The sequence below is a fragment of the Novosphingobium sp. 11B genome (assembly GCF_054589055.1).
On the sequence record NZ_BAAILP010000332.1, the window covers coordinates 131,882 to 150,758 of the forward strand.

Annotated in this window: 16 protein-coding genes and 3 tRNA genes; 5 read left to right on the forward strand and 14 right to left on the reverse strand. The window is 65.4% G+C overall.

Going from position 1 to position 18,877, the window contains the following annotated elements:
- Positions 1-20 precede the first annotated feature (20 nt).
- From ACYPYD_RS27835 to ACYPYD_RS27865, 7 genes are all read right to left on the reverse strand, one after another.
- Positions 21-584 (reverse strand): helix-turn-helix domain-containing protein, encoded by a 564-nt coding sequence (locus tag ACYPYD_RS27835; protein ID WP_008828699.1) that lies wholly within the window; start codon positions 582-584, stop codon positions 21-23.
- A 182-nt stretch (positions 585-766) separates the two neighbouring features.
- The gene (locus tag ACYPYD_RS27840; protein ID WP_231958153.1) at positions 767-931 is read right to left on the reverse strand and encodes a hypothetical protein; all 165 of its coding nucleotides are present in this window, start codon (positions 929-931) and stop codon (positions 767-769) included.
- A gap of 343 nt (positions 932-1,274) precedes the next feature.
- Entirely contained in the window at positions 1,275-1,697 is a 423-nt protein-coding gene (gene ribH, locus ACYPYD_RS27845; RefSeq protein ID WP_036523054.1) for a 6,7-dimethyl-8-ribityllumazine synthase, read from the reverse strand.
- Between the two features lies 1 nt (position 1,698).
- Positions 1,699-3,012 (reverse strand): 3,4-dihydroxy-2-butanone-4-phosphate synthase, encoded by a 1,314-nt coding sequence (gene ribB, locus ACYPYD_RS27850; protein ID WP_008828697.1) that lies wholly within the window; start codon positions 3,010-3,012, stop codon positions 1,699-1,701.
- Positions 3,013-3,069: 57 nt separating this feature from the next.
- Entirely contained in the window at positions 3,070-3,873 is an 804-nt protein-coding gene (locus ACYPYD_RS27855) for a crotonase/enoyl-CoA hydratase family protein (protein WP_036523055.1), read from the reverse strand.
- A gap of 98 nt (positions 3,874-3,971) precedes the next feature.
- A complete protein-coding gene (locus ACYPYD_RS27860) occupies positions 3,972-4,802 on the reverse strand; it encodes a coniferyl-alcohol dehydrogenase (protein ID WP_008828695.1) in 831 nt (276 codons plus the stop codon).
- 187 nt (positions 4,803-4,989) lie between these two features.
- Positions 4,990-5,958, reverse strand: a complete 969-nt coding sequence (locus tag ACYPYD_RS27865) for a YihY/virulence factor BrkB family protein (protein ID WP_459667016.1) — start codon at positions 5,956-5,958, stop codon at positions 4,990-4,992.
- 308 nt (positions 5,959-6,266) lie between these two features.
- On the opposite strand from ACYPYD_RS27865, the gene ACYPYD_RS27870 reads away from it, so the two are divergent.
- From ACYPYD_RS27870 to ACYPYD_RS27890, 5 genes are all read left to right on the forward strand, one after another.
- Positions 6,267-8,492, forward strand: a complete 2,226-nt coding sequence (locus tag ACYPYD_RS27870) for an autotransporter assembly complex protein TamA (protein ID WP_036523059.1) — start codon at positions 6,267-6,269, stop codon at positions 8,490-8,492.
- Positions 8,492-12,757, forward strand: coding sequence for a translocation/assembly module TamB domain-containing protein (locus tag ACYPYD_RS27875; RefSeq protein WP_081798890.1), 4,266 nt, complete (start codon positions 8,492-8,494; stop codon positions 12,755-12,757). The genes ACYPYD_RS27870 and ACYPYD_RS27875 overlap by 1 nt, the downstream gene beginning before the upstream one ends.
- Positions 12,757-12,948: a hypothetical protein gene (locus ACYPYD_RS27880; RefSeq protein ID WP_008833495.1), complete on the forward strand. Its 192-nt coding sequence runs from the start codon at positions 12,757-12,759 to the stop codon at positions 12,946-12,948. The genes ACYPYD_RS27875 and ACYPYD_RS27880 overlap by 1 nt, the downstream gene beginning before the upstream one ends.
- Positions 12,949-13,001: 53 nt before the next feature.
- A complete protein-coding gene (locus ACYPYD_RS27885; RefSeq protein ID WP_459667019.1) occupies positions 13,002-13,334 on the forward strand; it encodes a PilZ domain-containing protein in 333 nt (110 codons plus the stop codon).
- 272 nt (positions 13,335-13,606) lie between these two features.
- The gene (locus ACYPYD_RS27890; RefSeq protein ID WP_459667022.1) at positions 13,607-13,933 is read left to right on the forward strand and encodes a hypothetical protein; all 327 of its coding nucleotides are present in this window, start codon (positions 13,607-13,609) and stop codon (positions 13,931-13,933) included.
- A gap of 97 nt (positions 13,934-14,030) precedes the next feature.
- Here the strand turns inward: ACYPYD_RS27890 and ACYPYD_RS27895 are convergent.
- From ACYPYD_RS27895 to mreC, 7 genes are all read right to left on the reverse strand, one after another.
- Positions 14,031-14,106 (reverse strand) — tRNA-Lys (locus tag ACYPYD_RS27895).
- Positions 14,107-14,132: 26 nt separating this feature from the next.
- A tRNA-Lys gene (locus ACYPYD_RS27900) sits at positions 14,133-14,208 on the reverse strand.
- A gap of 25 nt (positions 14,209-14,233) precedes the next feature.
- Positions 14,234-14,309 (reverse strand) — tRNA-Lys (locus ACYPYD_RS27905).
- A 102-nt stretch (positions 14,310-14,411) separates the two neighbouring features.
- Positions 14,412-15,524 carry a rod shape-determining protein RodA gene (gene rodA, locus ACYPYD_RS27910; RefSeq protein ID WP_008831883.1) on the reverse strand — a complete coding sequence of 371 codons (1,113 nt, stop codon included), beginning with the start codon at positions 15,522-15,524 and terminating at the stop codon, positions 14,412-14,414.
- Positions 15,521-17,611, reverse strand: a complete 2,091-nt coding sequence (gene mrdA / locus ACYPYD_RS27915; protein WP_459667024.1) for a penicillin-binding protein 2 — start codon at positions 17,609-17,611, stop codon at positions 15,521-15,523. Before mrdA ends, rodA begins: the two co-directional genes overlap by 4 nt.
- Before the next feature lie 10 nt (positions 17,612-17,621).
- Positions 17,622-18,170 carry a rod shape-determining protein MreD gene (gene mreD, locus ACYPYD_RS27920; protein WP_231958158.1) on the reverse strand — a complete coding sequence of 183 codons (549 nt, stop codon included), beginning with the start codon at positions 18,168-18,170 and terminating at the stop codon, positions 17,622-17,624.
- A gap of 2 nt (positions 18,171-18,172) precedes the next feature.
- The coding region (gene mreC, locus ACYPYD_RS27925; protein WP_459667025.1) for a rod shape-determining protein MreC at positions 18,173-18,877 on the reverse strand (705 nt) is incomplete at its 5' end.

The following is an 18,877-nucleotide window of genomic DNA, read 5'->3' on the forward strand; positions in this document are numbered from 1 at the left end:
GTGGCTGGAGGCCGATCGCCTCAGCGTGCGGCGACGCTGTCCCTTGCGGTATCGTCGATCAACACGACGGAGCGGGATGCGGAGGCGAAGTATTCGAGCATCGCGGCGTAGCCCCGCGCGCTCAGTTTGACGTAAACCCGGCGCGCGTCCCCGGGATCGGCCTCCCGTACGAGGTGCCCCTGCTTTTCGAGAATCGCGATCCAGCGCAGCGCCGTCGTCGAAGGGACGGCGGAGCCGATGCATGCGCTCGTCACCGAGACGCGGCGGCGCTCCTTGGCAGCGATGAACAGATCGAGCAGGATGTCCCACGCCGGTTCGCCGAACAGTTCTTCCGAGCGGAAGATCTTGGTGCGCCGCCGCCTGTCGTCGTAAGTCTGGCGGGCGAGTTCCACCCAGATCGGGTGATCCTGGCTCGCCGTGCCCTTGGGTTCACGGGCTTCCCCGGTGATGGCGAGGCTTTCCAGTATCGCCGAGGGACTCTCTCCGATCTCCAGTTCCCGCGCCATTGCCAGAAGTTCGTTGGCGATGCCGATCAGCCGGATCGCTTTCGCCCGATTGCGCATCAACTGGTCCGTGTTCTCCATCGAATAGGATCGCCTGATGCAGGCCGCACGACTTCCTTCGCGAAAGTCATCGCGGCGATTATGCCCATCGTTGCGAGAAAAGCAGCGGCGCTCAGCAGGTTATGACCTGCAGTCGCCGCTGTGTTGCTTGATCCGCCACGGACAAATCATAGGCAAACTTCCGAGGAAACGTCTCGCGTAGCTTAATCCGTATCGGACGCTTTACGCGGAATGCCGAATTCCCGGCATAAGGATTCGATGGCAGCCTGGAGATGGGCGGCGGCGATCATCGCGCCGATCTCTTCCAGTTGGTCGAGGCGCGTCTCCAGATCGGCGGCCAGCGACTTCGCGATTGCGTCCTTGTTCACCCAAGCGTTCTCCAGCGGGAGGAAGCAGTGCCTCCTCCCGGACCCGATACCACGAGCCATGGTTTGCGACCCGCCGGTTTGCCCGGCGTCAGTTGTTTCAGGTTATACATCCGTTTTCGAGCAAAATCGGAGCGACCTGCTCACGAACTACACGATGGATGATAATTGAAAACCGCGAATCCGATGGTGTCCTGTAAGTGAACATTCTGAAATCGGCGATTAATCGTAGAGAAATTACGCTGATGTGAACGGTATTGAATGGATTTAGGTATAGTTACTTATTCAATTCGATCACGCGATGCCCCCGGATTATCCGTTTCAGGCATCGCGTGACGATTGGTTTTCAGCCGCCGAAGCGACCTTTGAGGTCGTAGAGGGCGATGGCCGCCTTGGCGGCCTCGCCGCCCTTGTCCTTCTGCGCGGCGTCGGCGCGGACGAGAGCCTGCTCCTCGTTCTCGACGGTGAGGATGCCGTTGCCGATGGCGATGCCGTCCATGGTCAGCGCCATGATCCCGCGCGCCGATTCGCCGGCGACGATCTCGAAATGGTAGGTCTCGCCGCGAATGACGACGCCGATGGCCACGTAACCGTCATAGTCGCCGGTGGCATCGGCCAGCGAGATGGCGGCGGGGATTTCGAGCGCGCCCGGTACGGTGATCACCTCCGCCTTGTGGCCCGCCGCCTTGAGCGCGGCCTTGGCGCCCGCGATCAGCATGTCGTTGAGATGGTCGTAGAAACGCGCCTCGATGATGAGGAAACGGGCCATGTCAGTTCGATCCTTCGCTGGTCGGGGCGATGATGGGCCGCTCGCCGACGATGTTGAGTCCGTATCCCTCGAGAGCGACCAGCGAGTGGTGCGTGTTGGTCAGCAGGACCATGTCGTGAATGCCCAGTTCCGCCAGGATCTGCGCGCCCACGCCGTAGTCCCTCAATTCCTCGAGGTCCGGGGTGCCGCCATTGCGGAACTCCTGCTTGATGTCCATCACGCGCGACATCAACTTGTTCATCGGCCGGTTGATGACCACGATCACGCCCGAGCCTTCCTCGCCGATCATTTCCATCGAGCGGTGCAGCAGGTCGCCGCGATCGCCGGTGTCCTCCCCGAAGATGTCCGCGAAGAAGGACAGGGTGTGCATGCGCACCATGGTCGGCTTCGACGGGTCGATGCGGCCCTTGACCAGCGCCACGGTTTCGTCGCCGGTCGCGCGGTTGAAGTACGAGCGTGCCACCCAGTCGCCGCCATGGCGCGAGTGGAAGCTGATCTCGTTGCGCTTCTCGATCATGCGGTCGTGCTTGCGGCGATAGGCGATAAGGTCGCGGATCGTGCCGATCTTCAGGTCGTGCAGGCGCGCAAAGCCGATGAGGTCGTCCATGCGGGCCATGGTGCCGTCCTCCTTCATGATCTCGCAGATCACGCCGGAGGGGTTGAGCCCGGCGAGGCGCGAGATATCGACCGCCGCCTCGGTATGGCCGGTGCGGACCAGCACGCCGCCGTCGCGGGCGCGCAGCGGGAAGACGTGGCCGGGGGTGACGATGTCGTCGCGGGTCTTGGTGCCGTCGATGGCGACCGAAATGGTGCGCGCACGGTCACCCGCCGAGATGCCGGTGGTGACGCCTTCGCGTGCCTCGATGGAGATGGTGAAGGCAGTTTCATGGCGCGTGCCGTTATGGCGGCTCATCAGGTTGAGGCCGAGTTCATCGACGCGCTGGCTGGTGATCGCGAGGCAGATCAGACCGCGCCCGTGCATCGCCATGAAGTTGATCGCGGCCGGAGTCGCCATCTGGGCCGGGATGATGAGGTCGCCTTCGTTCTCACGGTCTTCGTCGTCGACGAGGATGAACATGCGGCCGTTGCGGGCTTCGTCGATGATCTCCTCGATCGGAACGAGCACTTCGCGCTCGTCGTTCGAGAAAAGGACGCGCTCCAGCTTGCCGAGGGTTTCGGCGGTAGGGTTCCAGTCGTCCTCGGTGCAGTCGCGCAGCGTGTTGGCGTGGAGGCCGGCGGCGCGCGCCAGGCTGGACTTGCTCATTCCGCCCTCGGTTACGAGCTTGCGGACCTTGTCGATCACATCGGTAGCCATTGTAGTGTTCGATCTCACATTTCAGTGTGATCGAAATAGGCTTGCTTCACATTCGGATCAAGAGCCTTTGAATTGCGGTGGCCGCTTTGCGAGAAAAGCGGCGACGGCTTCCTCGTGGTCGGCCGTGGCGTGGGCGGCGGCCTGCATGGCCGAGGCCATCTCCAGCAGCGTGGCAAGGTCCGCACGGCGGCCTTCCCACAGCAGCCGCTTGGTCATCCGTACCGCGTGCGGTGGATTGGCGGCGATGCGGCGGGCGAGGGCGCGGGCGGCGTCGAGAAGTTCGCCATCCGGTACCACGCGGCTGACGAGGCCGCAGGCCAGCGCCTCGGCGGCGTCGATCGGATCGCCGGTGAGGGCCATTTCGGCGGCTTTAGACCAGCCGATCACACGCGGCAGCAGCCACGAGCCGCCGTCGCCCGCGATGAGGCCGAGCTTGACGAAGCTCTCCGCGAACTTCGCGCTCTCGCCCGCGATGCGCAAGTCGCACATGCAGGTGAGGTCGCAGCCCGCGCCCATGGCGGCGCCGTTGACGGCGGCTATGATCGGCACTTCCAGCGCCGCAAAGGCGAGCGGGAGCCGCTGGATGCCGCGCTTGTAGGAAAGACGCGTGGCGGCGGGAGACCCGGCGTTGAGGGTGCCGCCGGGCTTCATTTCGTTGATGTTGCCGCCGGAGGAAAAGCCCTTGCCCGCGCCTGTCAGGATGGCGACACGGGCCTGCGGGTCCGTCTCGAGCCGGGCGAGGGCGGCGAGCAGGGCCTCGATGACCTCGGCGTCGGAGATCGGGTTGCGCAGTTCGGGGCGGTTGAGCGTGAGGAGGACGATGCCCTCCTCGTCGATTTCGTACAGCACCGCATCGCTCATCGCCTGTCTTCTTCCGTCCTGTCGCGTCGAAAGCTCAACCTAAAGACCGGCAGCGGTCCCGGATCAAGTCCGGGACGACGACTAGCTATGCATCCTGCTTATGCATCCTGCTTTCGGGCCATCATCTTCGTGATATCGACCTGACCCGTGGCCAAGCCGCCCATGAAGCCGCCGTCCACCGGTAGCACGACGCCATTGACCACGCCTGCGAGGTCGGAGTTGATCAGGACCAGCGGCCCCGCCTGTTCTTCCGGCGTGGTGTAGCGGCCGAGCGGCTCGGCGGCGGCATCGACGACCTCCTTGCCGGACACCGCGTGGAAGGTCGCCATCATCGGCGTCTGCGTGGGCGAGGGGAGCGAGCAGTTGATGCGGATGCCCTGCTTGATCAGGCGGGCACCCATGAACTGCGTCCAGACGATGACGGCTTCCTTGGAGAACGCGTAGCCCTCGCCGACCTGGTCCATGTTCGCCTCGCACCAGTCGAGACCGGCCTGGAAGCCCTGCGTCGCCAGCAGTTGCATGTGGACCGGGATACGGCGGCTCCAGCCGAGGCCGCCCGTCGAGGCGATCGAGACGATCGCGCCCTTGCTTCCCATCAGCGGGATGACCTGCTCGGTCAGGTGACGGGTGCCGAGGAAGTTGACCTTCATCGTGTCCATGGCCGGAAAACCGCCTCCGCCAGGCAGCCCCGCGCAATTGAACAGGGCGTCGATCTTGCCTCCTACGCCGCTGACGGCGGCCTCGAGGCTGGCCGGATCGCGCAGATCGATCTGCGTGAACGAGGCCATCGGCACGGCGCTTTCCTTGAAGTCGAAGCCGTGGACCTCGGCGCCGAGCGATACCAGCAGCTTCGCGGCGGCCTCGCCCATGCCGGAGAAGCAGCCGCTGACGATTACGCGCTTGCCCTTGTAGCCCAGAACATCACTCATTGGTCGGTCCTTCCTCTCACGGGCGTGGTGCTGGCCGGGGCCGGACCTGCCGTTTCCTTTGCCCGTAGCTATGCGCTGTCGCGGCCCGGGTTCAACCGTCGCGGCGGGTCATCGCGGACACGATGGCGGAGGCCGTCTTTCTATCGGTTCGGCACTTTGCCCATCGGCGGCTACGGGCGCGCGGCCGTTACGCTTCGGCGCTGGCGCCGTCCGCGCGACGCCGCTCTGCTTCGGCGCGGTGATGCTTGCGCCGTTCGAGTTGCCTTGCCGACGGTATGCCGTCGTCGATCAGGTCGGCCAGTACCGCCCCGCGCTCTCCGGCTGGGCGAGCCGGACCGACCGTGGTGTCGCAGAAGGTCTGGCGCTCGATCTCGGCATTGAGCAGCGCGCCCAGCAGCACACCGTAGGCCGACAGGAACAGCCACATCAGGAACACGACAATGGCCGAGAGCGAACCGTACGTCGCATTGTAGTCGCTGATGTAGGCGACGTAGAGCGAGAACCCGAAGGACACCGCCAGCCACAAGAGCGTGGCCAGCAGTGAGCCGGGCGCCAGCCAGCGCCATTTGGCGGGGCGCCGGTCCGGTCCGTAGCGCATGATGAGCGCGAACCCGGCGCTGCCCAGCGTGATTGCCGCCACCCAGGTCAGCACCTTGAACGTCATCTGGGTAGCGCTGCCGAGATATACGCTGGTCTCGGTCTGCAGCCAGGCGAAGACGCCGCCGGAGAGGACTCCGGTGAGGGCCAGCAGGATCGCCGCCAGCGTCAGGCCGCCGGTGCGCATTGTGCGGGCGATCACGCCGCGCGTCTCGCGCTCCTCGTTGATGATGTTGAGCGCGCTGACCATTCCGCCCGCCGCACGCATGCCACCATAGACCGCGAAGAACAGCGCGATAACGAGGGCAAGTCCGGTTACGCCCGAGTTCGTCGAGATGATCCGCAGGAGTTGCTCTTCCAGCAGGCGGGCGACTTCGGGCGGCACGACATCGACGATGCTGTCCATCTGCTCGCGCACCATGCCGACGTCGGCGACAAGGCCGTAGACCATCACGGTTGCGGCGATCAGCGGCGTCAGGGCAAGGAAGGTGTAGAACGCAAGCCCCGCCGACAGAAGCCCCAGTTCATGGAACCCGATCATGACATAGACCCGCTTCACCACTCGAAACCATGCCGCGCGCGGCATCGCCAGCGGGGAACTGGCATCTGAGCCGGGGACGGTTTCGGATGCGGCGTTGCCAGCCCCGGATCCCGCGCTATTCACTACAAGCCTGTGTGAACGAGGGAACTTTCGCTGTTGCAATGCGATAGGCATTCTCAGGAGGGGCCGGGCAGACCGGTCCGGAAAAGGGGTGATTCGTCGCGGTGTCCATGTTCAGGCTAATCGATCATCGGCCGGATCGTTCCCTGTCCTTGCGTCATGGATGTGCCGGCGGCGCGGTCGCCCTGGTACTAGCTCTGGGTACGATGTTGCCGTCGGGCAATGCATCGGCGCAGACGAAACCTGCCGAAGAGACAGCAACCGCCGCCCCTTCGCCCAAGCCGGATCAGGGGGCGGCACAGGATCTCGAAGCAGGGCAGGTTCAGGTGCCGGCGCTACCGTCCGACTCCGCCCTGCCTCAGGTCGATCCGATCATCCCCGATGGCGAGTTCAACTCCTCGATCCCTGCGCTCGACACCTCCGACGATCCCGAACTCGACAAGCCGCTCGAATCGATCGACGCTTTCGAACGGCGCATGGCGCAGCAGCAGAGTGGCGCGAAGCCCACTGAAGGTGCCGCGCCTCCCGCCGGTGACCCTGCTCTGGCGGATGGAGACACGGTCGAGGCGATCGGCGACGCACCCGTGCGTGACGCCGAACTGACTGCGCCGCTGCCGCCGATCGATCAGTTCGAGGTCACTCCGGTCCAGATCGCCGAGGGTGATGCCGCCGAAAAGGACGTGGAGGTGCGTTATCGCCTCGACATCAAGGGCCTCGAACTTGCCGACAAGGAGACGGATACCGACCTCGAAGGTCAGTTCGACGCGCTTTCCGCGCTGAAGAAGGGTGACGGCAAGGCCGCCAACAGCGCCATGATCGCCGCGCGGCTGACCGAGGACAGCCAACTCATGCAGACGGTCCTCGCGTCCGAGGGCTGGTACAGCCCGCAGGTGCGTACGCGCATGGACCCGTCATCGGATCAGGACAAGCCAGGCTTGACCGCGGTGATTCAGGTTAACCCGGGCAAGCGCTATGTCTTCTCCGACATTCAGGTGAAGGCCGACCCGACGGTGCCGCCCAGCCTGATCGCGGACAACTTCCCGCTCAAGGTGGGCGAGCCGATAGTAGCGGAACGTGTGCAGGGCGCCGAGGCACGGGTTGCCGTGGCTCTTCCCGAGAACGGCTATCCTTTCGCCGAAGTCGGCCAGCGCGATATCCTGCTCGATCAGGACGCGGGCAACGGCGTCTATACGCTGCCGGTGACGGTCGGCCCGCGTGGTCGCTTCGGCGGTTTTACAACCGACGGTGACATGGCCTTCGATGCGAAGCACATTCAGGTTCTCGCCCGGTTCAAGCGCGGCGAGCTTTACGACAGCCGCAAGGTCGATGATCTGCGCAAGGCGCTGGTCGCCACCAGCCTGTTCTCGACCGTTGCGGTCGAACCGCAGAAGACGGGCGATCAGGCCGGCGACGGCACCGAGTACGTCACGCTGCACGTGAAGCAGGATGCCGGTCCGCCGCGCACGATCGCCGGGTCGGTCGGCTATGCGGCCGGAGAGGGCATCACGGCTCAGGCCACCTGGACTCACCGCAATATGTTCCCGCCCGAGGGTGCGTTGATCGCGCATGCCATCGCCGGTACGCGGCAACAGGGTGCGGGCGTAACCTTCCGCCGCTCCAATGCGGGCAAGCGCGACCGCACTTTCGAACTGGTCGCCGAGGCGTTCCACAACGACTACGACGCCTATAGCGCCTATACCGGGCGTATCGCCGCGCGCATCGCCCGGGATTCCACGCCCATCTGGCAAAAGCGCTACACCTATGCCTTCGGCGTCGAGATGCTGGGCACAGCCGAGACGGATTACGATGCTGCAAGCGGTACTCGCAAGCGGCGCACCTATTACGTTGCGGGGCTCAACGGGCAGGTCGGGTTCGACACTTCCGACGATCTGCTCAACCCGACCAAGGGCTACCGCCTGACTACGCTGATCCAGCCGGAAGCCACCGTAAGGAACGGCTTCGATCCCTACATCCGCGCGCGGCTCGATGCCTCGACCTACTACCCCATCAGCGACAGCTTCGTGCTGGCGGGAAGGATCCGCCTCGGCACGATCCAGGGCGCAGGGCTGTTCGACATCGCCCCATCACGCAGGCTCTATGCGGGCGGCGGCGGCTCGGTGCGCGGCTTCGCCTATCAGGCACTCGGTGAGCAGGCGCCGGACGGCAACCCCGTCGGCGGTCGCAGTCTGAACGAGGGGTCGTTCGAGGCGCGCTATCGCTTCGGCAACTACGGCGTCGTTGCTTTCGTCGATGCCGGTCAGGCCTACCGCGAGACGATGCCGCAGTTCAACAATCTGCGCTATGGCGTCGGCATCGGCGGCCGCTTCTACACCAACTTCGGGCCGATGCGGCTCGACGTGGCGACGCCGATCAACCGGCAGCCGGGTGAATCGCGTTTCAACATCTACGTATCGATCGGGCAGGCGTTCTGATGGCCGGCCCGGAGGAGAACAGCGAAGGCATGGCGCCCCAGCCGGAAACCGAAGCCACCGAGGTCGTGGTCGAACAGCCTTCGCGCTGGCATCGCATCCGCGTAAGGGCGCTCAAGACCGTCGCCTTCGTGCTGCTGGGCGTCGTCGCATTCCTTGTCGCAGTGGTCCTGGGGATCAATACCGGCCCCGGCCGCCGCTTCGTCGCGGACCAGATCGCCGCGCTTGAATTCCAGAACGGCATGAAGATCACCGTCGCGCGGATCGACGGTTCGCTCTACGGCAAGATGATCCTGCGTGGTCTGTCCGTGCGCGATCCGCGCGGCGAGTTCCTGTACTCTCCCGAAATTCGCGTGGACTGGCGCCCGTTCGCCTATCTCGACAACCATGTGGACGTGCGCAGCGCTACCGCGCAACGCGTGGTGCTGCGCCGCACCCCGCATTTCCGCGCGACGCCGCCCAGCGACGCGCCGCTGCTGCCCGACCTCAATATCGACGTCGGCGAACTGCGCATCGACCGCTTCATTGCCGAACCGCCGGTTTCCGGCCAGCGCCGGATCATGACGGTCGCCGGACGCGCGCATATCGCCGATGGCCGCGCGCAAGTCAGCGCCAAGGGCGGCACCATCGCCGTCGCGGGCAAAGGCGGCGGCGATCGCTTCAACGCCGTGCTCGACGCCGTACCCGACCGCAACCGCCTTGGCCTCGATGTCGATATCGATGCGCCCAAGGGCGGCCTGATCGCGGGCCTCGCAGGGTTTACCCAGCCGGTCACGCTCAAGCTGGCGGGCAAGGGCGACTGGGCGGCCTGGAACGGCAAGCTCGATGCCAACCTCGGCAGCGGCGAACTGGCGCGGCTGGCGCTGACCGCGCGGGACGGTACGTTCGTCATCAAGGGACCGACGCAGATCGCCCGGATGTTCACCGGGCCGACCGCCAGCCTGCTTGGGCCGATCACCAATATCGACCTGACCGCGGCCTTTGATAAGCGCCGCGCCAGACTGTCGGGCATGATCTCGAGCGACGCATTCAACCTGACCCCGAACGGCCTCGTCGATCTCGGCGAGAACCGGTTCGAGGACCTCAAGCTCGCGTTCGTCCTGCTCAAGCCTGCCGCCATGGCGCAGAACCTCAGCGGTGCGGGCCTGACCGCCGACCTCGCGCTCGACGGCGCGTTCACCACGCCTGTGGTCAATTATCAGCTGGCCGCCCGGCGGCTGGTGATGAACGACATGGGGCTGGAGAACCTGACGGCGCGCGGCGCTGCGAAAGTGGACGCCGGGCATATCATGATCCCCGTCGCCGCACGGGTCGGTCGGATCACCGGGCTCGATACCGTCGCCGGGGGGACGCTGGCGAACGTTACGCTCAACGGTGATCTCGCGATCGAAGGAACGCGCATCCTGTCGGATAACATGCGCCTGCGCTCCGATCGTATCGACGCCGGGCTGATCCTTGTCGCCGACATGAGCAAGGGGCTCTATACCGGCGCGATCGACGGCAAGATCGACAACTACCGCGTCGACAGCGTCGGCATCTTCAACATCCGTACCAACATGGACCTCAAGACCGAGGGTCAGGGCTTCGCCCTGCAGGGCACGGTGCGCGCACGCTCCACCAAACTGCTGAACGCCAGCCTGCAGACCTATCTCGGCGGCAATTTCTCGGCGTCGTCCAACGTGAAGTACGGTTCGGACGGCGTGGTGCGCTTCTCCAGCGTCCGCATGAATGCGCCGCTGCTCAAAGTCACCGGCGGGCAGGGCAGTTGGTCGCCCGACGGGCGCATTGCGCTCGCCGCGAACGGGACTTCGCGCCAGTACGGCGCCCTGGGCGTTCGAGTGACGGGAACCATCACGAACCCCGACGCCCATGTCACGGCGGAGCGCCCGGGTCTCGGTATCGGCCTTGCCAACCTCGATGCGCGGATCAAGGGCGCGCCGGGCGGCTATCGCCTCGATGCCAAGGGCGACACCGACTACGGACCGCTGCGCGCTGACGTGACGCTTGGCCTCGGCAAGCAGACTTCGGTACAGATCAACAGCGCCAACTTGTCCGGCGTCGATTTCGCCGGGCGAATCGTGCAGACACCTGCAGGTCCCTTCGCGGGACAACTGACCGCGACCGGCAACGGCATCGGCGGCCTCGTGCGGCTGGATGCCGAGGGCAAGTACCAGGCGGCCGACTTCAACTTGCGCGCCAAGAACGCGATCTTCGACGGCCCTGCCAAGCTATCCATTGGATCGGCCATCATCGACGGCCGGGCGGTGCTCTACGACCAGCCTTACGTCGTTGCCGACGCGCAGATCGCGGGCACCAGCATCGGTGCGCTCGATCTGGCAGCGGCCCGCGTAATCGTCGATTATCGCGACGGGCGCGGCAAGGCGAAGGGCCTGATCGAAGGCGTCAGCGGCGTACCGTTCCGGCTCGGCCTCAACGCCGACATGCAGCCCGAACTGTGGCGCGTGGCGCTGCAGGGCAGGGTGCGCGGCCTCGACGTCAAGACGACCACGCCCGCGCGGATCATCCCGAAGAACGGCACGTACGAACTGCTTCCCACCAACATCGCGTTCGGTGGCGGCAGCCTCAAGCTGGCGGGCACTTACGGCGAAGGCATCAAGGTGCAGAGCCGCATGGAGGGCGTCGATCTCGCCATCCTCAACGCCTTCGCGCCGGGCTACGGCATTGGCGGCAAGGTCAGCGGCAGCTTCGACTTCGAGCAGGCAAGCGCCACCGCATTCCCCCGCGCCGATGCCCGCCTCTCCCTCACCAATTTCACCCGGACCAGTTCATCGGCGGTCAGCCAGGGTGTCGACATCAACTTCGTCGGCAAGCTGCTGCCGGATGGCGGCGAAGGACGCGCGGTGTTCCGCCGTCGCGGCACCGTCATCGGCCGCATGGCCGCAAGCCTGAAGCCGTTGCCGCCGGGCGATGGCCCATGGATGGCGCGCCTGATGGATGCGCCGCTGGGTGGCGGCATCCGCTACAACGGTCCGGCCGACACGCTGTTCTCGTTCGCCGGGCTGTCCGGACAGACGCTCACAGGCTCGGTCGGGCTGGCGGCGGACTTCACCTGCCGCGTGTCGAGCCCGTGCATCAACGGCGTCGTGCAGGGCCGGGACATGGTCTACGAGAACCTCGCTTATGGCACGCGGCTCAGCCGCATGGCGCTGGCGGGCAAGTTCACCGGCGACTCGCTTGAACTGACCTCGCTGACCGCCAAGGCCGGAGACGGCACCGTCAGCGCCAGTGGCCGTGTCAGCCTCGCCGCCGACGCGGGCTATCCGATGGACCTCAACGTCAAGCTGGACCGCGCAAGGCTTGCACGCAGCGATGCGCTTTCGGCGACGGCAACGGGCAACCTGCACCTGACCAAGGTTGCGGGCGAGCCGGCCCTGCTCGCAGGTGAGATCAAGCTGCCGGAAACCCGTTACCAGATCGTGCGCGAGGGTGCCGCCCAAGTGCCGCGCCTGACCGGCGTTCGCTTCAAGCCGCCGGTCGGCCCGCAGCGTATCACCGGCGACGAACCCGCGCCGACCGCCGCCAGCGCCTTCGCGCTCGTTCGACTCGACCTGCACCTGCGGGCGCCGGAGAAGCTCTACGTGTCGGGCATGGGCCTCGAATCGGAGTGGAGTGCGGACTTCAACGTCACTGGCACCAGCGCGGCCCCTTCGCTTTCGGGTGAGGTCAAGCTGGTGCGTGGTACTCTGGGCTTCGCCGGACGCTCGTTCCAGCTGGAAAACGGCATCGTCTTGTTCACTGGCGGCTCGACGATCGACCCCACCGTCCAGATCACTGCTACCGACGACATCGAGGACGTTACCGTCAACGTGAACGTCACCGGGCGCGCGATGAACCCGCAGATCGACTTCTCGTCCGATCCCAGCCTGCCTGACGATGAAGTGGTATCGCGCATCCTGTTCGGCAGCTCGATCGCCAACCTTTCGGCACTGCAGGCGGTGCAGCTGGCATCCTCGCTCAATTCGCTGCGCGGGACCGGCGGTGGGCTCAACCCGCTCGGCAAGCTGCGCTCCGCCGCCGGGATCGATCGCCTGCGCATCCTTGGTCCGGACGAGCAGGCCGGTCGCGGCACGGCCGTCGCCGCAGGCCAGTACCTCACCGACGACATCTACGTCGAACTGATCACCGACGCGCGCGGCTTCACTGCCACGCAGCTGGAAGTCAGCGTGACGAAGTGGCTGTCGGTGCTCAGCCAGGCCGGCGGCTCGGGCGTGAACAGCCTGAACGTGCGCATCAAGAAGGACTATTGATGCGTACGGGGCTGATCGCGGCATTCGCGCTTGTAGCGCTCCTCGGGGGCTGCAAACGCGAGCCGACGTTCGAGGAGCGCTACAAGGCCGCGAACAAGACCATCGTGGACCGGGCCAAGGAGATCGACGCACAGATCGCCGCCACCGGTTCGCCGCCTCTCGAGAGCGACGGACTTTCGGCGGAGCACTGAAACTTCGGGTTTACTTCTGGTCGCTAGGCACTTTCGAGCGAAGCAACGAGGGTATGATGCCGCCTGACGAGAACGACCGACTGGCCCAGCGCCACCCCGTGCTGCTTCAGGCGCGGTGCCGCAAATCGAGTTGGCACGTTTTTCCGGTCGAACTGGGCGACGTTTCGCAAGGCGGCTGCAGCATTGTCGGCAGCGCCGAGGCTTTCGTGCCGGGTGAGGCCATCGAACTGCGCATCGCCAACTTCAAGCCCATCCCTGCCCATGTGCGCTGGCTGGACGGTAACACGGTCGGCATCGAGTTTCGCAGTGCGCTCGCCGGAAGAGTGATTCAGGAACTGGGTCAGGCTTATGGAATTCCGGTCCAGGCGAGCCCATCGGCGAACTGAGAAACTTAATGCGAGGCCAACAATTCGGCGTCCCTCATCGAAGATTAACCATCGTGGCGGACGCCAGGCCATTTGGGGCAGGAATTCAATGAAGGATTTCGACGAAATCCAGCGGACCATGATGGAATTGCTGCGTTGTGGTGCAACTTCAGCCGGCAAGTGACGTCGCGATGACGGATTGTGAATGTTGCGTTGCAGCATGTTTAATCCGACGTTAAATCAATACCTTCATCACTGTTGTCCGGACGATATTTACCGGGCCGGGGTATTCGTTGCGTGCCGACGGGAAAGGGCTGAATTCGATGGGTACGACCGTCGGCATCACTCCCAACGGAAAGGTCGCACTTCCAATGATGAAACGAACGATTCTCGTCGCGATGACCGCTGCCTTCACGCTGCTTGGCAGCACGCAGGCCATGGCTGGGACGAGGGCCGCGCAGTCGGTCGTGGGTTTTGCCAAGGATCAGGGCAAGTCGATCCGATCGAGCCGAGGCTCGCTTCCCCGAGGGCTTGTCAACGCGCTCGGCCGCGCAGGCGAACATGGCCGAAAGGGGTTGCACAATGCCATCGAGCAGCACTTCAAGTCGCGTGGCTGCTGATCACGATCTGTGACCTATCAGGCGCATCCCGGGCCATGCCATGTGCCTGGGGTGCGTCACCCATCGCGGTGCAGACGATCATGGTGCTTGGAAGGGGTGGTGGACGCACTTGGGCTCGAACCAAGGACCCGCTGATTAAGAGTCAGCTGCTCTACCAACTGAGCTATGCGTCCCCACGGGTGTCCGCAGGATTGGTATATGGTGGACGCACTTGGGCTCGAACCAAGGACCCGCTGATTAAGAGTCAGCTGCTCTACCAACTGAGCTATGCGTCCCCACATGGTCTTCGTGGAAACAGGATGGTGGACGCACTTGGGCTCGAACCAAGGACCCGCTGATTAAGAGTCAGCTGCTCTACCAACTGAGCTATGCGTCCACGCTACCTGTCCTCGAAGGGCCTTGCGGCCCCGCCGGTCGGCGGCGGAGAGGTCCCTATAACGGCAGATTTTTGGATTGGAAGCGAAAACTTGAAAAAGTTTCAGCCGAGTGACCCTCTGCCCTGATTCCAACGGTTTACCGCCATGATCGTGCCCAGGCAGATCATGTTGGTGAGCATCGAAGTACCGCCATGGCTCATGAAGGGCAGGGGAATTCCGACCACCGGCGCAAGGCCCATGACCATCATCAGGTTGATCATCACGTAGAAGAACATCGTGGCCGTCATGCCCGCCGCCAGCAGGCTGGAGAAGCGGTCCGGCGCGCGGCGGGCCACGCCCATGCCCCAGCCGATCACCACGGTGAACACGAAGAGGACGAACAGCCCTCCCATGAGGCCCCACTCCTCCGACATGGTCGCGAAGACGAAGTCGGTGTGGGGTTCGGGCAGGTATTGCAGGTGGCTCTGTGTGCCGTTGCCGAAGCCCTTGCCGAAGATACCGCCCGAGCCGATCGCGATCTTGGACTGGGTGATGTGGTAGCCGGTGCCGAGCGGGTCGCCCTCCGGGTCCATGAACACCAGCACGCGATTGCGCTGGTAGTCGTGGAGCAGCGTGAAGAACGCGATCGGGGCGATGACCATCATGGCCCCCCCCGCGCCCAGAAACCACCACAAGGGAAGCCCCGCGAGGAACATCGTCACCACGCCGCCGAAGCACACGGCGGTGGCGGTGCCGAGGTCGGGCTGGATCAGCACGAACAGCGCCGGAACGCCGATCAGCACGCCCGCCGGGACGAGGCCGCGCCAGCTGGCGGTCATGGCGTGCGGCAGCGTCTCGTAGAAGCGCGCGAGCACGAGGACGATCGCGGGTTTCATCAGTTCCGATGGTTGCAGCGACATGAAGCCGAGGTTTAGCCACCGCTGGCTGCCGCCGCCGACCGCGCCGATCAGTTCGACGAGGACCAGCAAGATCAGGATCGCGCCGTAGATCGGATAGGCCGCCATCCGGAACAGGTTGCGGCTCATCCGGGCGATGACCATGGCCATGACCAGGAACACGCAGAAGCGCACGACATGGCTGAGCGCGTAAGGCTGCAGGCTGCCGCCCGCCGCCGAATAGAGCACCGCCGCGCCCAAGCCGACGAGCCCGCAGAGCGGGATGATCATCTGCCATGGCTGGCGCGAGATCGCCTCGGGAACGATGGAGCGGCTCATTGCGGCGATCCTCCCGGCCCGGGCGAAGTGGTGGGCGAGGGCGCCGGTGCCGGTCGATCGGCCTCGTCGGCAGGCTCGGGCGCGGGCGACTGCGCCTCGCTGATGGGCTGGCGAGGGTCGTCGGGCTGGTCGGCGCCCTGCAGCTTGCGGCGTTCCTCTTCGGGCGAGACCTTGGGGGCGCCGACACCGTACTGCGCAGAATAGGCGCGGAAGCGGGCGTCGAGACGTTCCTTGGCGGTGCCACCCCACTTGGTCTCGAGTTCGGTGAGGACTTCCATGCCCTTCTCCTTGTCGAAGATGTAGGTCAGCACGTCGCGCGCGATGGGATAGGCCGCGCCGGAACCGCCGCCGTGCTCGACGACCACGGAGCAGGCATAGCGCGGATTATCGGCAGGGGCGAAGCAGATGAAGTGCCCGTGGTCGCGGTGCTTCCACAAGCCGCCCTTGCCGTTGCCGACGTTGAGGCCGACGACTTGCGCGGTGCCGGTCTTGCCCGCCAGCTTGATGTCGGGGAAGGGCAGGCGCGCATGAGGCGCCGATCCGGGGCCGTTGGCGACGTCGGACATTGCCTGCCGGATATAGGCGAGATGCTCCTCGGGCACGCCGAGGGATGCCTGCTTTTCATGTTCATGGCCATGGATCATCCTGGGCATGATGATCCGGCCGCTGGCGATGCGCGATGCCTGAATCGCCTGCTGCAGCGGGTTCACGAGGAAGTAGCCCTGACCGATCGTGGCGTTGACCGTGTCGAAGGTCTGCCATGGCTTGTCGTACTTCTTGAGCTTCCAGGCGGGGCTCGGAACCGTGCCGTAGGACTGGCCCGCAACCGGCAGCGGAAACTCCTGACCAAGGCCGAGCCGCTTCGCCATGGCCGCGATCGGGTCCATGCCGATGCGCTGGGCGAAGTGGTAGAAGTAGACGTCGCAGCTCTGGTAGATGCCCTTGGCCATGTTGACCTGGCCATGGCCGCGCCGCTGCCAGCAGTGGAACACACGGTTGCCCACCCGCAGGCCGCCGCCGCAGAAGACGCTTTCGTTCGGATCGAGGCCGGCTTCCATGAACGACAGCGCCACCATCGGCTTGACCGTGGAGCCCGGCGGATAGAGCCCGCGCAGCACCTTGTTGCGCAGCGGCACGTGATCGTCGTCCGACAGCATCTTCCATTCGAGACGGCCGATGCCGTCGGAAAAGCTGTTGGGATCGAAGCTGGGCATCGACGCCATCGCAAGCACGTCGCCGGTCTGGCAGTCCATCACGACGACGGCGGCCGATTCGGGGCCGATGCGCCGGGCCGCGTAGTCCTGGATCGCGGCGTCGATGGTCGTCTTGATGGTCTTGCCCGGAACATCCTCGCGCGTGTCGAGGTCGCGCACGATCCGGCCCGAGGCGGTCACCTCGACGCGCCGCGCACCGGGAGTGCCGCGCAGATCCTTCTCGTAAAATTTCTCGAGCGCGTCCTTGCCCAGCTTGTAGCCGGGCGTGAGCAGGACGGGGTCGTGGTCCTTCTCGTACTCCTCGGCCGAGGCGGCGCCGACGTAGCCGATGAGGTGGCCTACAGAGGGGCCAGTAGGGTAGAAGCGCGAGTAGCCGCGCTGGGTGACCACGCCGGGAAGGTCCGGCAGGCGCACGCTGACCGAGGCGAAACGCTCCCAATCCAGGCGGGATGCGACCTCGACCGGGGCGAACCCGTGCGAGCGGTCCAGCTTGTCCTGCAGGTCCTGCATCGCGATCGGCGTGAGCGACAGCAGCTTGCCGAGTTCAGCGATGGTGCGCTCGGGATCGCTCATCCGCTCGGGGATCACGTCGACGCGGAAGTCGGCGCGGTTGGAGGCTAGAGGCTGGCCGTGGCGGTCGAGAATCCAGCCGCGACGCGGCGGGATCAGCGACAGGTTGACGCGGTTGCTCTCCGCCTTGAGCTTGTACTTCTCGTTCTCGAAGACCGAGAGGTACGTCATGCGCGCGGCGAGCAGGCAGCCGATTCCGCCCTGGATGCCGCCGACGACGATGGTGCGCCGATCGAAGCTGTTGCGCAGGGTGCCGTTGGTGACGTGCGGGGCGCGGATCAGACGCCTGAAATTGAACTTCATGAGCAGGACTTCATCGCATGACCACGAAGGGGGTCAGGCGAAGGCGATCCATCAAGGCCACGAAGCGGCCGACGAGCGGGTAGATAATCACGGAAATCACGATCTGGGGCACGATCACATTGAGGGGGGCGGAAGCACCGGCGATGTTCGATACGCCGAGGCAAAGTACGATATACGCCACGATGAGCCCGATCGCCACCAGCCACTCGGTCAGGAAGTTGCGCCAGGGCAGGCGTGTCTCGACATGGTCCAGAACGATCGTCGACAAGGACCACAGCAGCACGGCGGTGCCGAACGGCGATCCCGAGAACAGGTCGTCGAAGAGGCCGAGCGGGAGTCCGGCCCACATCGGCATCAGGCCGGGGCGCAACTGCCGCCAGGCGATGAACATGAGGAAGCCCAGCGGGGGCAGGACGGGCGCCGACGCGATCAGCACCCAGCCCGGCGCCAGCGATCCCAGCATCACCGTCAGCCACGGAACCCCGCCCGCGATCGTGCGCGAGGGCTTGCGGTTGATCCTCTGCTTTACGACCGTGTCGTTGCCGGACAGCAGCGGCACGATCACTCGCTCCCGGGCGCGGGTTCGGCGGGAGGCGGCGGGGGCGGCGGTGCCCAGGCGCGCTCGACGACGACGTAATCGGTGTCGGACGGGTTGCTCAGGACCCGCGCCATCGCACCGTCGCGCAGCAGTTCGGTGATGACCGCAAGCGGTGTGCCGGGGCGATAGAGTCCCCCCGACCCGGAGGTGACCATCACGTCACCCTTGCGCAGCGGATTGAGGCCGAGGTTGACGAGTCGGATGCGGATCGTGCCGTCGCCGTGTCCTTGCGCAAAGGCGGGCACGCCGTCGCGCGCGCGGCGCACCGGGACGATGCTTTCGGTATCGGTGATGAGCAGCACGCGCGCGCTCGACATGCCGACTTCGAGGACGCGCCCGACGAGGCCCATCGGCGAACGGACGGGCATGCCCTTTACCACGCCCTTGTCGGTCCCCGCGCCCAGCGTCGCGAAGCGGCGGGTGCTGGCGCCGGTGGAACTGACCAGCCGCGCATAGGCGACCGGTCGCCCATCGTCCTCGCGCAAGTCGAGCAACTGCTTGAGGCGGCGGTTCTCGGTTTCGGTGGCCTGCGCCCGCGCGATGCGGACCTTGGCTTCGGCCAGTTCCCGTTCCAGCCGGGCATGCTCGCGTCCCGAGAGGAAGAAGCCGCCGATCTCCGCCATGAAGTCCTTGCCAGCGCGCCGGCCGCCGGCGGGGGGGGGGGGGGG